12 protein-coding genes are annotated in these 15855 nt (G+C 61.9%); 11 read left to right on the top strand and 1 reads right to left on the bottom strand.

What is annotated here, in order from left to right; genetic code table 11:
- Nucleotides 1-10 precede the first annotated feature (10 nt).
- The 7 genes from trxB (at nt 11) to IPP35_11890 (ending at nt 9158) form a co-directional block, all read left to right on the top strand.
- A complete protein-coding gene (trxB, locus tag IPP35_11920; GenBank protein ID MBL0059780.1) occupies nt 11-949 on the top strand; it encodes a thioredoxin-disulfide reductase in 939 nt (312 codons plus the stop codon).
- Between the two features lie 178 nt (nt 950-1127).
- Nucleotides 1128-2543: a hypothetical protein gene (locus IPP35_11915; GenBank protein ID MBL0059779.1), complete on the top strand. Its 1416-nt coding sequence runs from the start codon at nt 1128-1130 to the stop codon at nt 2541-2543.
- A gap of 38 nt (nt 2544-2581) precedes the next feature.
- Nucleotides 2582-6148: a discoidin domain-containing protein gene (locus tag IPP35_11910; protein ID MBL0059778.1), complete on the top strand. Its 3567-nt coding sequence runs from the start codon at nt 2582-2584 to the stop codon at nt 6146-6148.
- A 155-nt stretch (nt 6149-6303) separates the two neighbouring features.
- Entirely contained in the window at nt 6304-7137 is an 834-nt protein-coding gene (locus IPP35_11905) for a hypothetical protein (protein ID MBL0059777.1), read from the top strand.
- Nucleotides 7130-7348 (top strand): hypothetical protein, encoded by a 219-nt coding sequence (locus IPP35_11900; GenBank protein ID MBL0059776.1) that lies wholly within the window; start codon nt 7130-7132, stop codon nt 7346-7348. The genes IPP35_11905 and IPP35_11900 overlap by 8 nt, the downstream gene beginning before the upstream one ends.
- Entirely contained in the window at nt 7345-8058 is a 714-nt protein-coding gene (locus IPP35_11895) for a methyltransferase domain-containing protein (protein MBL0059775.1), read from the top strand. The genes IPP35_11900 and IPP35_11895 overlap by 4 nt, the downstream gene beginning before the upstream one ends.
- Complete coding sequence (locus IPP35_11890) at nt 8022-9158, top strand: FAD-dependent monooxygenase (protein MBL0059774.1); 1137 nt, start codon at nt 8022-8024, stop codon at nt 9156-9158. The genes IPP35_11895 and IPP35_11890 overlap by 37 nt, the downstream gene beginning before the upstream one ends.
- A gap of 268 nt (nt 9159-9426) precedes the next feature.
- Here IPP35_11890 and IPP35_11885 read toward each other — a convergent pair whose 3' ends face one another.
- Nucleotides 9427-10317: a PEP-CTERM/exosortase system-associated acyltransferase gene (locus tag IPP35_11885; GenBank protein ID MBL0059773.1), complete on the bottom strand. Its 891-nt coding sequence runs from the start codon at nt 10315-10317 to the stop codon at nt 9427-9429.
- 381 nt (nt 10318-10698) lie between these two features.
- Between IPP35_11885 and ispG the strand changes: the two genes are divergently transcribed.
- Genes ispG through IPP35_11865 form a run of 4 tightly spaced genes read left to right on the top strand, consistent with a single transcriptional unit; the run spans nt 10699 to nt 15846 of the window.
- Nucleotides 10699-12711, top strand: a complete 2013-nt coding sequence (gene ispG, locus IPP35_11880) for a (E)-4-hydroxy-3-methylbut-2-enyl-diphosphate synthase (protein MBL0059772.1) — start codon at nt 10699-10701, stop codon at nt 12709-12711.
- Nucleotides 12708-13859: an AI-2E family transporter gene (locus tag IPP35_11875; GenBank protein ID MBL0059771.1), complete on the top strand. Its 1152-nt coding sequence runs from the start codon at nt 12708-12710 to the stop codon at nt 13857-13859. Before ispG ends, IPP35_11875 begins: the two co-directional genes overlap by 4 nt.
- Nucleotides 13856-14680 (top strand): RNA methyltransferase, encoded by an 825-nt coding sequence (locus IPP35_11870; protein MBL0059770.1) that lies wholly within the window; start codon nt 13856-13858, stop codon nt 14678-14680. The genes IPP35_11875 and IPP35_11870 overlap by 4 nt, the downstream gene beginning before the upstream one ends.
- Before the next feature lie 41 nt (nt 14681-14721).
- A complete protein-coding gene (locus tag IPP35_11865; GenBank protein MBL0059769.1) occupies nt 14722-15846 on the top strand; it encodes a DUF1343 domain-containing protein in 1125 nt (374 codons plus the stop codon).
- Nucleotides 15847-15855: the final 9 nt, after the last annotated feature.

Raw genomic sequence — 15855 nt, 5'->3', positions numbered from 1 at the left:
AGGATATTCCATGAAAACGCGAAACGTCATCATCATCGGTTCCGGCCCCGCGGGGTTCACCGCGGCCCTCTACGCCTCCCGCGCCGACCTCCAACCGCTGGTTCTGGGGGGCTTCCTGAAAGGCGGCCAACCGGGCGGCCAGCTGATGACCACCACGGAGGTGGAAAACTTTCCAGGTTTCCCGGAAGGGATCATGGGCCCCGAACTCATGAACCGGATGCGCCAACAGGTGGAACGGTTCGGCGCCGAGGTGTTGGACAAAGACGTGGAGTCGGTGGACTTTTCCTCACACCCATTCAAAATAACGACGGACGAAACCGAATACACGGCGAAAGCCGTCATCATCGCCACGGGCGCGGCCGCCAAACGGCTGCACACCGAGGCCGAAGCCAAGTTCTGGAACCGCGGCATTTCCGCCTGCGCCACCTGCGACGGCGCGCTTCCCCTCTTCCGAAACAAACCCATCGTCGTCATCGGCGGCGGCGACACCGCCATGGAGGAAGCTCTCTACCTGACCCGATTCGGGTCCCAGGTCATCCTGCTCCACCGGCGAGAAGAGTTCCGCTCCTCCCGCGTCATGCTGGACCGAGCCAAGGCCAACCCTAAAATCACCTTCAAGGTCCCCTACACGCTGGAAGACACCCACGGGGAGAAAACCCTCGAGCAGTTGAGGATCAAGAACGTCAAGACCGGCGCCCTGGAAACCCTCTCCGCCGCGGGCCTTTTCCTCGCCATCGGCCACGACCCCAACACCGGCCTGTTTAAAGGTCAAATCCATACCGACGAGGTCGGTTACGTCAAAACCGACGGCCACACCCGCACCAACATCCCGGGGGTCTTCGCCGCCGGCGATTGCGTGGACCACGTCTACCGCCAAGCCATCACCGCCGCGGGCCAGGGGTGCATGGCCGCCATCCAAACCGAACGCTGGCTCGCCGAACACGAATAGCCCAAATAATCCCCACGCCACTGTTTTTGCCCCAAAGCCGTTTCAAGCCGTTTTTCCCCCTCCCTGAACGAGGCGGCCTATTTTTTAACTTGACGTGGGTTTTTTTTCTTGGTTAAATTGCCCACGCGGGCAAATACACCGCCCGGGGATGAAGACAACGACCTTAAAGGGGTTTCCAATGAATCGATCCATACGGCAGGTTCTCTGCGTCCTGGCGGCCGCTTCGGCGGCGCTTCCGGCGGCCTTGCGGGCCGACCTGATTCCCGCCTCCGACACAGGGGAAGAAGTGTACCGCATCAATTGCGGAACGACGACGGACCTCGTCCTGGATGGAAAACTCTGGATGAAAGACGAACCCTTTGATGGTCTTTACCGGTGGGGTTATTTTGGCGGCCAACCCGCGGAAAGCGCGGACCCGCAAATCGGGAATCTGGACGAAGTCTATCGATCCCACCGCTACGGGAGGAATGTTCGTTACCGGATCGAGGTCCCGGGCGGGGGCTACAACATTAAACTCCTCTTTTGCGAGACCTATTGGGACGCGGAGGGGCAGCGCGTGTTCAGCGTGAAAGTAAACGGCACCGTCGTTCAGAGCAAACTGGACGTTTGGAAAGCCGCGGGTGGAAAAAACAAACCCTATTCCATAGAAGTCAACCTTCCCATTTATAACAACGGCATTGAAATCGAATGCTTCCAGGACGATTCAGACCCCGACAACGCCTTCATTTCAGGAATCCAGATCACCAACACAGCCTTTTATCCGCGGGAATTCCTTAAATGGATGTCCAAAAAGATGTTCTGGTATTTCTGGAACGAGGCGGATCCCACCACCGGCCTCGTGAGCGATACCGCCTTCAGCTTCAAAGAAGGACACTCCCGCAAGGCCCACATTGGGGCGACGGGGTTCGGGCTCAGCGTTTACACCATCGGCGCTGCCAATGGGTGGATCACCAATCAAGAAGCCCACGACCGGATCGTCAAGGTTTTGAACGTCTTCGAATCCCAAACACCGAATTTCCACGGTTTTTTTTACCGGTTCTTGAACGGGCCGGACGCGGCCCGTTGGGTGGATGGAGACGACCGGTCGGAAATTTCCACGGTCGATTCATCTCTTTTCATCATGGGAGCCCTCCAAGCAGGTGAGTATTTCCGGGACACCTACCCGGACATCGCCGACCAAGCGGATCGGCTTTACCGCCGCATGGATTGGACCGCGTTCACGGGCCATACCGGCGACGGATTCCGGGACACTTTCCTCTCCATGGGCTGGACGGATGAATCGGGTTACTTGCCCGCATTGTGGGACGGTTATTCCGAATCCATCTTCATTTACCCGCTCGCCTTCGGGTCCCCGACCCACGCCATCAGCACCGCCGCCTGGAACAACCTTAACCGCGGGTGGGAGAACCGTCAGGGGATCGATTACATGCACGGGTTTGGATCCGCTCCTCTCTTTTACCACCAATTCCATCACCTCTACTTTGACATGCGCGGCGTCCACAACGACTTCCTCGACCAGGGGCTTCACGACGATTTCGGCGACTACTCGAAGAACTCCTGCTCGCCACGGAGGTCAATCGCCTCACCTGCCTGAACGATCCCCAAAAACGCTATGACGACAACCGCTGGGGCTTGACCGCGGCCTATGGGGCGGACGATCTCTACCACGTCTACGGAGTGGACGACCACGACGGAACCGTCGCCCCGGCGGCGGCGGGGACGTCCATTGGGCTCACTCATTATCATTCCACCAACTATGAAAACACCCTGGCCGCCCTTCGTCATATGTATTTCCAATACAAGAGCGCCATTTGGGGCCGCCACGGGTTCACCGACTCCTTCCGCGTCCGGCCCAACCCCGGGGTTTCCAATATCACCCTCGGCATCAACAACGGACCCCTCGTCATCGCCCTGGCCAACCAACTCACGGAACTCGCGCCGTTAACGGTGACGGAGAGCTTCATGAAAAACCCCCATATGCAACGGGGAATGAATCTCCTGGGCCTTCGTCCCTACACCGAGCCCTACGCCTTCGCTTCCTCGATTTTGAACGGCAACCAGGCCCGCTACGCCGTGGACGGGACTTTGGCTACCCGCTGGGAATCGGCCTGGGCCGATCCCCAGTTCCTCGCCATGGACTTCTTGGCGCCGAAAAAGGTCAACCGGGTGACGATCCAATGGGAAACCGCCCACGCGAAGAGTTACGGAATCCAGTATTCTAACGACGGGGCCCGCTGGACGGAGGTCTTTACGACAACGGCCGGTGATGGCGGCGAAGACATCGCCGATTTCCCCGCCGTGACGGCCCGCTACTTCCGCATTTTCTGCCGCCAACGGGGTGGTATTAACGGCAACATCTGGGGGTATTCCATCCTGGAAACCCGTTTCGAGAACGTATTGGGGGCCCTCCCCGTGGCCCCCTCCGGCCTGGCTCCGACCGGACATGCCATGGACCGGATCGCGTGGGCTTGGCAGGACAACGCCGCGAACGAAACCGGTTATCGATTGTATGGCGCCACATCGGCCGCCGGGCCTTTCACCCTGAAAGCCGAGATCCCCGCAGATACCACCCATTTCACGGAAACGGGGCTCGTCCCAGGCCGAACCTACTACCGCACCGTCGCGGCCGTGAACGATGCGGGCGAAACGTCCTCCCCCATGGCCTCCGAAACCACGGACGCGGTGTTCACCTCCTATGGTCCCCTGGCGGCGGATGGGACGATTCGAAGCGTCATGGATGAAGCGGGACAACTGCACGTCGCGTTTTACGATCCCTCCCGGCAGGGACTTCGCTACGCCCTTTGGAATGGGACGGCTTGGACCGCGGGGGAAATGATCGATCCGACGGCCTCGGGAATCCCCACAGGGGACGGACATATTGTTCTTTCCGCCCAGGACCTGGCGGTCGACGCCTTTGGACGGCCCCAGGTCGTCTATTACAGCGGGGACGGAAATATTCGCTGGGCCCTGCGGGAAAACGGCGCCTGGAGAAATGAGGTCGTCGCCGGCGTGAACCCAAACGTGGTGGTCCATTTGACGGTGGATCCGAGCGGGATCCCCCATGTCGTCTGGTCCGTTCCCGGAGGCGAAACCGAACTCCGCTACGGTCGACGAACAAGCGCGGGTTGGTTGATCGAAACGGTGGCGAGAGGCGTGGCCGCGAACACGAGCCACCTCGCCCTGGACGAGACCGGGCGGCTTAACGTGGCGTTCGGCTCGATAGGAGACTCCCACGCCCTCTTCTACACGGTCCGGGACACCGCGGGCTGGTCCGCGCCGGAACAGGCGGATTCCATCGAGGAATGGCGCTACCGGGTGGAACCCACCCTCCTGATGGACGGGGAGGGTCAACCTCGCATTTTGGATTGTCTGAACAACCGGGATGGGCGGGTTCGTTACAGCGCGCGAACAGCCGCCGGATGGGCGAGTGAATACGCCCATTCCGATTCGCCGGATTGGGACCACACCGACACCCCTGCGCCCGGATTCGCCCTGGACGGAGCCGGGGTCGCGCACGCGCTCTACGTTCTGCATTACAATTACAATCCTCCGATGACCCGGACCGTTTATGGCGTCCGTTCCGAGACCGGCTGGACGGAGACCACCCTGGCGGAGGACGAACGGTGGAGCGCCCCCGCCTCGTTGACATTGGACGCTCTCGGGCGGTCCCATCTGGTGACCCTATCGACGGACGGACGGATCCGGCTCATCCGGCTGGAGACCGGTGCGGCCCCCCCGCTGGGCGGAGGACCCAACAGCCGCGTCCAAGGCCCCACAGGCCTGACCGGAGTTTTAGCCTCCGGCGCGGTAACATGGACCTGGACCGATCGAGCCTCCAACGAGACGGCCTACCGCCTCTATGGATCGACCAGCGCCCAGGGCCCCTTTGCCCTCATCGCGAATCTTCCCGCGAACGCGACGAACTTCAAGGAAACCGGTATTCTTCCAGGTAAAACGGTTTTCCGGTATGTGGCCGCTTCAAACGCGGGGGGATCGGTCACATCGGCCCAAAGTTCTGTGGGCGGCAAGGCGCCCGCGGCCCCTTCACAAGTCTCGTTGGCGGCCCGCGGCAACAACAGCCTCCGTTGGTCTTGGAAAGACAACGCCACAAACGAAACCGGCTACCGAGTGAGAAGGGCCGCCGACATCGCGGTCCTGGTGGACAACTTGCCCGCCAATACCGTGTCCTGGACGCAATCCGGCCTCGGGGTCAACACGCCCCAGCAAGTGAGGGTGGAAGCGTTCAATGGAAACGGAACCGCCTCGTCTCCAAACTCGTCCGTGTTCTTTACGCTGGCCAACCCGCCCATGGGGACAACCTTGAACAAGGTCAACGGGCAGCTCACCCTGTCCTGGTCCGCCAACGGAAATCCGGCCAACACGCTTTACGGAGCCTATCGTTCCGTTAGAAATGGCGTTTTTGCACGGGTCTATTTTGGGCCTAGCCTGTCCACCCCCCTCACCGGGATCGCCGCCGGAACGCCCTATGCCTTTAAGGTCCGCGCCCAAAATGGAAACGGGGTGGTCACCTCCTTTGACGCGACGGTGTCCACAGGGCCGAAGACATCCGGGTTCGGGGCGCTTTCCATTTACGAAACCAGTGATTCCCCCGCCTCCGCTCCCACGGCTTTGCCGACCTTCTCCCCGCCCCCGGGCGGCTGGACGGACAAGACGGCGGTTTACCTGGATCCCGTGGAGGAATCCCTTCCCCCCACCCCGTCCCCATGGAGAAGCGCCGGAATCTGGCGGATCTCGGGAGACGACGGGGATGGGACGCCCGTGACGGTCAACGCCCACCGCGGTTCCGATCTCCTGCGGTCTGCCGTGGCCGCGTTGGATGAGGAAACGGGTCAATGGCGAATGTGGGGCCCCTCGGCCGCGCTGTCGAAGCCTTGCACAGTGGCTCTGCTCCAAGCCCCGCCCGCGACCCCTCAAACGGTGCGGGTGTATCCCAATCCGTTTCGGCCGGGGACCGGGCAAACGTCCGTGACGATCGGGGGCGTGCCGGAAGGAACCCTGGTGAAGATCCACACGGCGGCCGGCGACTTGGTGCGGCAACTGGACCCTGCGGGGACCAACGGCGCCACCTCCTGGGACGGACGCAACGGATCCGGACATTCGGTGTCCTCCGGCGTTTATTTCGGCGTGGCGGAAAAAGACGGGGACCGTCGTACCTTCCGCGTGACCCTCATCCAATAAATTCTTCCCTCCCAGGAAGCGGGGGGCCCGGGCCTTCGCGGTCGGGCCCCCTTTCTTTTTGCTCCCCCGACCGCCGGAAGGAATGGTAGAGTATCTCCCAGAGGCTCTCCCCACACCCTATGCCCCGTCCTCTTCCGGCTTGCAACGGTTCTCCCGTGACGCGAATGATTGCGGTGGGCACGGCGTTGCCCCGGCTTCGGGTTTCTCAAAAAGATGCCCTCCGGTTCATCCTAAAAAACTTCGACCTTCGGGCCAGGACCCGGGCTTTTTATCGTCGCGTGTTCTCTCACCATTCGGTGGCGACCCGGCACTTCGCGGTGCGGAAACTAGAAGATATTCTAGACCGGGATCTCGATCGTAAAAATGCCCGGTTCGAACGCGAGGCTCTTCGCCTTTCAACGCTATCTCTCAAACGGGTCCTGTCGCTGGCGCGGAGAGTCCCCTCCCAGGTAGATTTCCTCGCCGCGGCCACCTGCACGGGGTATCTTTGTCCCGGGCTGGCGGCCCGCGTGGTCGACGCGGCGGGGCTCCGGCACGACGTTCCATTCGCGGACCTGGTTGGAATGGGATGCGGCGCGGCCCTGCCGGCCCTTCAGGCGGCGAACTCCTTTTGCTTGGCGAACCCCGGCGCGCTGGCCGCCGTTGTCTGCACGGAAATCTGCTCGGCGGCCATGGTGTCCGACGACGCCCCGGACCTCGTCGTCTCCAACGCCCTTTTCGGAGATGGGTCCGCCGCCGTCCTGCTTCAGTCCGGAGGAGGGAAAGGCCCCGCGTTGGTGGATACGGCGTCGCTCGTCGTCCCCGCCTGGAGGGAGGGCCTCCGGTTTCGAAGCGAAAAGGGCCATCTCCGGAACGTCCTTTCTCCGGAAGTTCCAATGCGGGCGGCCCGGGCCACGCGCACCCTCCTTCAAAAGCTCCTTCACCGCCAGGGGCTCCAAAGCAGACATAAGCCGGTGGATTCTCCACCCCGGCGGAGCCCGAGTGCATGAGGCCCTGGAGCGAGAGCTGGGGCTTTCCCCCACCGACCTTTTAGCGGGGCGGGCGGTATTGAAACGCGCGGGAAACCTCTCCTCCCCCGCCGTTCTTTTCACTCTGGCCGAGTCCCTCAAGCGCCGCCCCCCCCGACCGGGCGAGTGGGCGTTCATGGGTTCGTTCGGGGCGGGGTTTTCAGCCCACGCGGCTCTTCTGCGTTTTCCATGAATTTATTCCCCGACCTCCGCCTTCCCGTGGACGAAGACGAATGGATGGACACTTGTCCCTTTGACCCCGTCCAAGCACGCCGCGCCCTGGCCTATCTCGCCCTCACCAACCGCCGTTTCGGCGGAGCGGAGGCCGTTCTGGGCCATTTTCGAAGATGGTCCAAACGCTGGCACCCGGGGGAACCCGTGCGCATCTTGGACGTCGGGACGGGCGGCGCCGATATACCGGTCGCCCTGGCCCGCTGGGGCCGGGCCGCTGGCCATTCGCTTCGAATCACGGCCGTGGAACTGCACCCCTCCGTGGCTGAGCTGGCCCGAGAATCCGTTCGCGCTTACCCCGAGATCACCGTTCTCGTCCGGGACCTCCGAGACATTCCGAAAGAATTGACCTTTGATTATGTGACCGCCTCCCTTTTCCTCCACCACATGCCGCTCGCGCTCCGCGCTGAAACGCTTCACTGCCTGGACCGTCGCGCCCGGCGGGGGTTGGTGGTTTCGGACCTGCGGCGAAGCCTGCCGTCCTATTGGGCGGTCGGTCTCTCCAGTTGGGTCTGGGGCGACCGTATGGTCCGCCATGACGGACCCCTTTCGGTGAGACGGGCTTTTCGCGTCAATGAACTCGCGGCCCTGGCCGCGGAAGCCGGTTTGGGCTATTTGTCCGCGCGTCGGGAATCGTGGTTCCGGGTGAGTTTGGCGGGAGAACGGGCCTGAAAAAAGCCATCGTGGTCGGCGGGGGGCCAGCGGGAGCGAGCGCCGCCTTGGGGCTTCTCCGCTCCGGCTTCGCCGTGACGCTGGTCGAACAGCGTACCACGATCGGGCATCGGGTCTGCGGCGCCTTCCTGGACGCCGAAGCCCTGGCCCACCTGGCCTGGCTCGGGTTGGAAAACCAGGTGAGAGAGCGGGCCGTGCCCATCCACACCATCCGGGTCACCACCAACCGGGGCGCGGATCACCGAGGACCGCTTCCGGCCCCAGGCCTATCCCTCCCCCGGCCTGTTCTGGAGGAAATTTTGCTCTCCGCCGCCGAGGCCGCAGGGGGAGAGGTCCAACGGGGGGTTCGCGTCGGCGAACATCGCCGGGAAGGCGAGGGGTGGCTGTTGGATTTGCCGGGATTGCGAAAAACGGTCCGGGCCGATCTCCTGGTCCGAGCGGACGGACGTTTTTCAGGGGGAAGGCTCCGGAAGGATGGCCGGGGCTGGTATGGATGGAACGCGACTTTTTCGAAAGTGGTCCAGTCTTCAGGAGAGATGTCCCTGCACTTTTATCCCGGAGGCTACGTGGGGATCGTCACGTTCGCGGACGGGACATCCAACCTCTGCGGTCTCCATCGGCGAACCGGGGAGGCCCTGGACTGGGAAAGAGTGTTCTCCGAGGCCTGGGTCCTGAACAAGGCTCTCCGTTTCCTGATGGAAGGGTCCCGCCGAGAGAGTCCCTGGGCGGGGGTCGGACCGTTGCCCTTTTCCCGCGGCCTCAGCCCCTCTGACGGAACCCTTCGGGCCGGGGACGCCGCGGCCGTCGGAGATCCCTTCATGGGCGAAGGCATCGGCCGGGCCCTGGGCGCCGGGCCTCTTATCCACGGGGCGATCCGCGCCGCCGGAAAAAACGCCGACCCCGTTGCGACCTATGAATCCGTCTGGCGCCAAACGTACGGAAAGCGCCAACGGTTGGGGTGGGTCGCTCGGTCCGTCCTCAACCTCCCCCGCCTCTCCTCCCGTCTCATCGGCACCGTGCTCGCTTCCCCCGCCGCCGTGGGACAACTGACCCGGGTTTTCCACGGCGGCTCCGCCCCGAACCCACCCGAACTCAATTGATCGCGTTCAAACAAAAAACCGACTTCGCGTTTCCGAGCATCGACAAAGGACGTCGAAAAAAAACGGGGTCTCTTTGACTCTCTGAAAGAGAATTCCCTCTTCGCTGGTGAGCCCGTTCGCAGAGTTCACGCCACCGGGAGCGGCCGCACCGTCCGGCCCTTTGCGGATTGTCGGTGCAGTCCCGGCGATATCGGATGGGGTGAACGGGACAGGGCCACTGATGCGAGGGGAAGGTGAGGGAATAGGGGACGCGAGCTTTTGGGGGGTATTAGGACCGGCGCCGCGGGATCCGGTGAGGCCAGACAATCTCGGCCACCGCCTGGGCCGCCGCACGCGCTTTTTGTTCGGCCTCCGTTTCCGAAAAAACCGACGAGACCGGCGGAACCGGGTTGACGTCGGTTTTTTTGACCGACGATTCTTCCGGCGCCACACTGGCGGCCCCGTCGGTCGCATCGAGCCCCTCCTGAAAAGATTCGGCCAGGGAAGCGCTCGCCTTCATCATGTGGGATTCGATGTCTTTGATGTGACCGATGTAAGGGATCCGGATCCCATGGTATTCCATCTCCGGACCGATCGGGTTAAAAAGGATGTGGTAGCGTTTCAGAAGGTACCACAACCGTTTTTCCGAAACCATATACCAGTCCTTGAGATTGATGCGCTTGCTCACGTGGTACATGATCTTAAAGAGCCCCAGCACCACCGCGAACCGCCGACGCCGCTCCTGGCTCGGGAAATCCCCGTCCTCCGCCCGGTGAAAAGCGATGCTCCCTTTCGGGGAAGCCAAGGCTTGAACCCCGTAGAACCCATCTTCGACCCGGCGTCGGAAAGATCGCGCCACCGCCAGCCTCGACACCTCGCCGATGTGCTGGGAATGGGGGTTCTGGTCGAAATAAAAAGGAGCCACGGCTTGCAAGGTCGGCAACCCGGCCGAAGAGTTCAGAACCAAACGAATCGTCCCGATCACGTCGCCCTCGGAGTTTAGTGCGGCCATGTGAATGGAACAGGGGTCCCATTCGTCTTTCTCCATCCCGTCCGGATGGTCCCCCGCGTGCTCAAAACCGTATTCGTCCACATAGACCTGGTAACGGAGCCGAAAGACTCCGTTCAACAATTCCGGGGTCGTTGCCACCACAAATTTAAAATCGCCGAGAGTTATCATAAAAGTTGGCCCCAAACGAAGGGCACTTCAGACTACAATATTCCTTCCCATCGTTATATGCGCTCAATCATCCCTCTTGTCAAGACCCAAGCCGATTTCAATTAGAATTATTACTTATGCAATGGTACGGCCAAATACCTCACCCCCTCTCAGCCGAAAAAGGGCTATGCCATCAGGGGTGAGCGGGCATGAGCCGACTTTCGTGATCTCACGAAAAGGCAGGTTTACCCCGGACTTTACATTAGGCGTGAGGATCCAATAGTCGGCCCCATCCGGAAGGATCCGGAATTTTTCCAATACAAGTTCGTGCTGTTATCGGGATGACCAAAGCCTTAGGGGCTCCGTTAGGCCCCACCCGCATGGTTTGGTATAATTTTACCGATGACCCCTGTCGCGCAGCTAGCCGGAAACCTTTCCTTTTCTCCTGATCTTTTCGCCTACCATAGGCGGAAGACCCGGGTCGTCCGCGTGGGGGATGTGGGCGTCGGCGGGGAGAATCCCCTCCGTATTCAATCCATGACCACGACGCGCACCCAGGACACCCAAGCGACAGTGGACCAGGCGGTGCGCCTCATTCGCGCCGGATGCGAGATCGTCCGGGTCACCGCGCCCACGGAAGTCGACGCCGCGAACTTAAAAAACATCGCGGCCGCCCTTCGCGCCAAGGGGTTCCGTGTCCCCCTGGTGGCCGATATCCATTTCCGGCCGGAGGCCGCGCTCGAGGCGGCCGAACACGTGGAAAAAGTTCGCATCAATCCCGGCAACTTCACCGACGCCAAGGCCTTCAAAATCCGGGAGTATACGGACACCCAATACGACGAGGAGATCGCCCGCATCGAAGAACGGTTCACCCCCCTGGTTCTGAAACTCAAGCGGCTGGGCCGAGCCCTCCGCATCGGCACGAACCACGGCTCCCTGTCCGACCGCATCCTAAACCGCTACGGCGATACCCCGGAGGGAATGGTCGAAAGCGCTCTGGAATTCGTCCGGATCTGCGAACGGAACGGGTATCACGACATCATCCTTTCCATGAAAGCCTCCAACCCCAAGGTCATGATCGCCGCTTATCGACTGCTCGCGGCCCGCATGGCCCACGAAAACATGGACTACCCCTTCCACCTGGGCGTCACGGAAGCCGGCGACGGAGAGGACGGCCGAATTAAATCCGCCGTGGGGATCGGAGCGCTTTTGGAAGACGGGATCGGCGACACCCTACGGGTGTCGCTGACGGAAGAACCCGAACTGGAAATCCCCGTGGCCCGCCGCTTGGCGGCCCCCTACGACCACCGCCCCCCCACCTGTTTTTTGAACGCCAAAAGCGGAAACCAGGCCGTGGCGGACAATCCTTTTCACTACTCGCGGCGGCCGGCGCTCGAAGTTCGAGTGGGCCCGATGGGGGTGGGCGGCGCCCACCCGCCCCGCTCGGTGGCGCGGTTGAACCCCGCCACGGCGAACCCCGCCGCCGTTCTGACCATTTTGGAACAACGCCTAAAGACCGGCCGGGGCCTGCCTCCGGAGATCATCGAGTGGCCCGTCCGATCCACGGACGATCTCATTTCACTGGACCATTTCCGAAAGGCCCTGCGGTTCGAAACGGCCCGCTTGGGGTTCTTGACCCGCGTCGACGGGTTAGAATATCTGGACCGCGCCTTGTCCCTTTCGGACGGGATCGCCCTGAGCCCGAAGGGGCTCCAGGGGGCGGAGGACACCGCCAAAGCCTGCGCGAAGGCCGGGAAACCCCTTTGGCTCTTTGGAGAGGCCGTTGAGGATTTATTAAAAGCCGCTCGGTCGGCTTTTTTACACACCCCGAACATGGTCCTGGCGCTCGAAGACACGAACGTGTCCCGACTTTTGCATCAGGCCCGATACGGAATCGCCCAACCTTGGATAAAAGAAGCAAAACTTCCCTTCCATATCGTGGCCCCCTGGACGGCGGAGGAAGAATCGTCCCTCTTGTCCGCCTCGACCCTGGCCGGTGCGCTGTTGGCCGACGGAATCGGCGACAGCCTGACCCTGCGAACGGGTTTGGGCCTGGAACGGGAACTGGAGCTCACGGCGAACATCCTCCAAGGAGCCGGGGCGCGGGTCACCAAAGCGGAGTTTGTCTCCTGTCCCTCCTGCGGCCGGACGCTGTTCGACCTCCAAACCACGACGGACCGAATCAAGAAAAAAACGGGCCATCTGGTGAACGTCAAGATCGCCATCATGGGATGCATCGTCAACGGGCCGGGCGAAATGGCCGACGCGGATTTCGGCTACGTCGGAGGAGGCCCGGGGAAAATCAATTTGTATGTGGGCAAAGAGTGCGTGGAAAAAGGACTCTCGGCCTCACTGGCCGAAGACCGGCTTGTCTCATTGATAAAGGAGCATGGAAAATGGAGGGAACCCCAGTGATTCCAATCGTCCCAGACCGGAGAAGTGAAGCTCGTCCCATTTTGTTTCGGGTCTTTTTTTTCGCGGCCTTCGGGTTTCTCTTGTATCAGCTCCTCCGGATCGTCGCCCCCTTCCTTTCAGGAATCCTCTTGGCCATCACCTTGGCGTTGGTTTTTTACCCCCTCCACACGCGTTTTCTCCGTTGGAGCCGCGGCCGGCCGAACCTGGCGGCGGGGACCAGCGTCGCCACTCTTTTTCTGATCGTGGTGGTGCCGACCTTGTTTTTCCTCGCCCTCCTGGGCCGGCAAGCCGCGGCCATCTATCCATGGGCCCAAGAACAGGTTCAAGAGGTTCGAACGAACCCCCGCGCCACCCTGGAGGAACGGCTTCCGGCGCCCGTGAAGAAGGTGTGGAGACGCTCGCAAGAACTTCTGATCCAGGCGGGGGTCAATCCCCGCGACACGCTCCTCCGCACGATGGAAGGCATTGGAAACAAGGTGTCTTCCCTGGGCGCGTCCATCGTCAAAAATTTGATCTTGTTTGTCTTTCAAACCCTGATCATGGTCTTCACGCTTTTCTTTATCTTTCGAGACGGTAATCGATTGACCGAGAAAATAGTCGGCCTGATCCCCATGGAAACCGCCTACAAAACCCACATCCTGAACCGGTTAAACCAAACGCTCACCGCCGTGGTGCGTGGAATGTTCGTGACCGCGTCGGTCCAGGGTCTCCTGGCCGGGGTCGGGTTCGCCCTCGCGGGCGTCAGCTTTTCCGTGGTTCTCGGCTTCGCCACGGCGTTTATGGCACTCATCCCTTTCATCGGGGCGACCGCGGTCTGGTTGCCGGTGGGCGTCTACCTCATTTTGAAAGGCTGGGTGGTTCAAGGCGTCGGGATTCTTCTTTGGGGCGGTTTGGTCGTCAGCACCGTTGATAATTTTCTTCGCCCTTTCATCATCGGGAGCAAAGCCAAGATCCCCATCGCTTTGCTTTTTTTCGGCACCCTGGGCGGTCTTCAGGCCTACGGGCCCATCGGCCTCCTGGTGGGCCCCCTCACGGTGGCGAGCGTCCTCGCCTTCGCCAAAATCTACGGCGAACAGCTGGCCCGCGCGACGGAAAAAAAAGAAATTTCCTCCATCTCCGGATCCACGGCGGCCCCCCCCCTCCCGTGACCCCTATCGCCTCCCGGTCCAACCCCACGGTGGCCCGCTTTCGGGCCGCGCGGGACGGAAAGGACGGACGCTCCATTTTTGTCGAGGGGCGGCGTCTCTTGGAAGAACTGTTGGATTCGACCCTCACGCCCCGGGAAGCGGCGGTGATCCCCCAAAGCGAAAAAGATCCGAAAACCGCCCCGCTCATCCAAGCCTTGCGCGACCGAGGCGCCACCGTTCATGCGGTCACGTCTTCAGTCATGGAATTCATTTCCGATGTAGAAACCCCGCCCGGGATCGCCGTACGGGCGGACCGGCCCCACGGTTTTGACCTGGCCACGGTGGCGGGGCTTGGAACCCCGCCCCCCTTGATCCTCCTGTTGGACGCCCTTCAGTCGCCCGCCAACGTGGGCGCCATTCTTCGGTCGGCCGAAGCGGCGGGAGTGACCGCCGTGGGAGTCTTGCCCGGAACCGCGGACCCCCTCTCGCCCAAAGCCCTGCGGGCCTCCGCCGGAAGCGCTTTCCGAATACCGATCTTTCGAACCGACTCGATCCAAACGATCTTAAACGCCTTCCCCACCTCTCCCGCCCTGCTGGCGGCCGACGCCGGGGGATCCCACAGCTATTTCCAGTGGAATTGGACCGCCCCCTGCGTGCTCCTTTTGGGCGGCGAGGCGCGCGGGGTGAATTTCCCATCGCTCGGCGCCCTTCCCGTCCAGCGAATTAAAATCCCCATGGCCGGCCGGGTCGAGTCGCTGAACGTGGCCGTGGCGGCGGGGATTTTATTGATGGAGGCACGGCGGCAAAGAACAGTCCTTCACACGGGGTCGGCCTTCGCGTGACCCCCCCGGTCCAGGCTGGGCTCGATCGATTTTTAGGCCCCCTGGGACGCCCCTGGCGAAAGAAACGGCTGGGCGCCATTGTTCACGGCGCCTCCGTCACCGGCGCGCTGGAACACGCGGTGGATGCCCTCCGCCGCTCCGGGTTCCGACTGACCGCGCTCTTCGCCCCCGAACACGGCTTGGCGGCCGAACTTCAAGACCAAGCCCCGGTCCAGGGCGCCCGGGCCCCTCGGACAAACCTTCCCGTCTACAGCCTCTATGGAAAAAATCTGTCCCCCACCCCCGCCATGCTCGAAAACATCGACGCCCTGCTCTTCGACCTCCAAGACATCGGCGTTCGCTACTACACCTTCATCTGGACCATGGCCCTGGCCATGAAGGCCTGCGCCGAGAAGGACAAACCCCTTATCGTGCTCGACCGCCCCAACCCCCTGGGCGGGGAGAAATTGGAAGGCAACTTGCCGGACCCCGCCTTCGCCTCTTTTGTTGGACGACATCCCCTCCCCGTCCTCCACGGCATGACCGTGGGCGAATTGGCCCGCCATTTCAACCGGACGCAAAAATGGGGAACCGATTTGCACGTGGTCCCCATGGCGGGTTGGCGCCGGTCCATGCGGTTTAACGAAACGGGCCTGCCCTGGGTCCTCCCCTCCCCCAACATGCCGACCCTGGAAACCGCCACCGTCTATGGCGGCATGTGCCTTTTGGAAGCCACTAACCTTTCCGAGGGACGCGGAACCACGCGGCCTTTTGAAATCGTCGGCGCCCCCTTCGTCGACGGCACCCGTCTCGCCCAGGCGCTCGCCGCCCAAAAGCTTCCGGGCGTCCGATTCCGTGCCCTCCAGTTCCGCCCCACTTTCAACAAATGGGCCGGCCAACTCTGCGGCGGCGTCCAAATCCATGTCACCGATCCCGCCCAGTTCCAGTCCTTCCGAACCGGTCTGAGCTTGATCCAAACCGTTCGACGACTCTCCCCCAAATTCCGCTGGAAAGCTCCCCCCTACGAATTCGAAACCAAAAAGAAGCCTATGGACATCCTCTGCGGCACCGATCAAATCCGCCGCGCCATGGAAAGCGGTGCAAAACTTCTTTCACTGGAAAAGTCATGGCGGCGAGAGATTCAAAGCTTCCGCCAAGCGAGACAAGACGCCCTGCTCTATTTTTAACCCAGCCAC

The sequence above is a fragment of the Elusimicrobiota bacterium genome (genome assembly GCA_016721625.1).
In the GTDB taxonomy this organism is placed as follows: domain Bacteria; phylum Elusimicrobiota; class Elusimicrobia; order FEN-1173; family FEN-1173; genus JADKHR01.
This window is presented reverse-complemented; position numbering and strand designations above follow the sequence as displayed.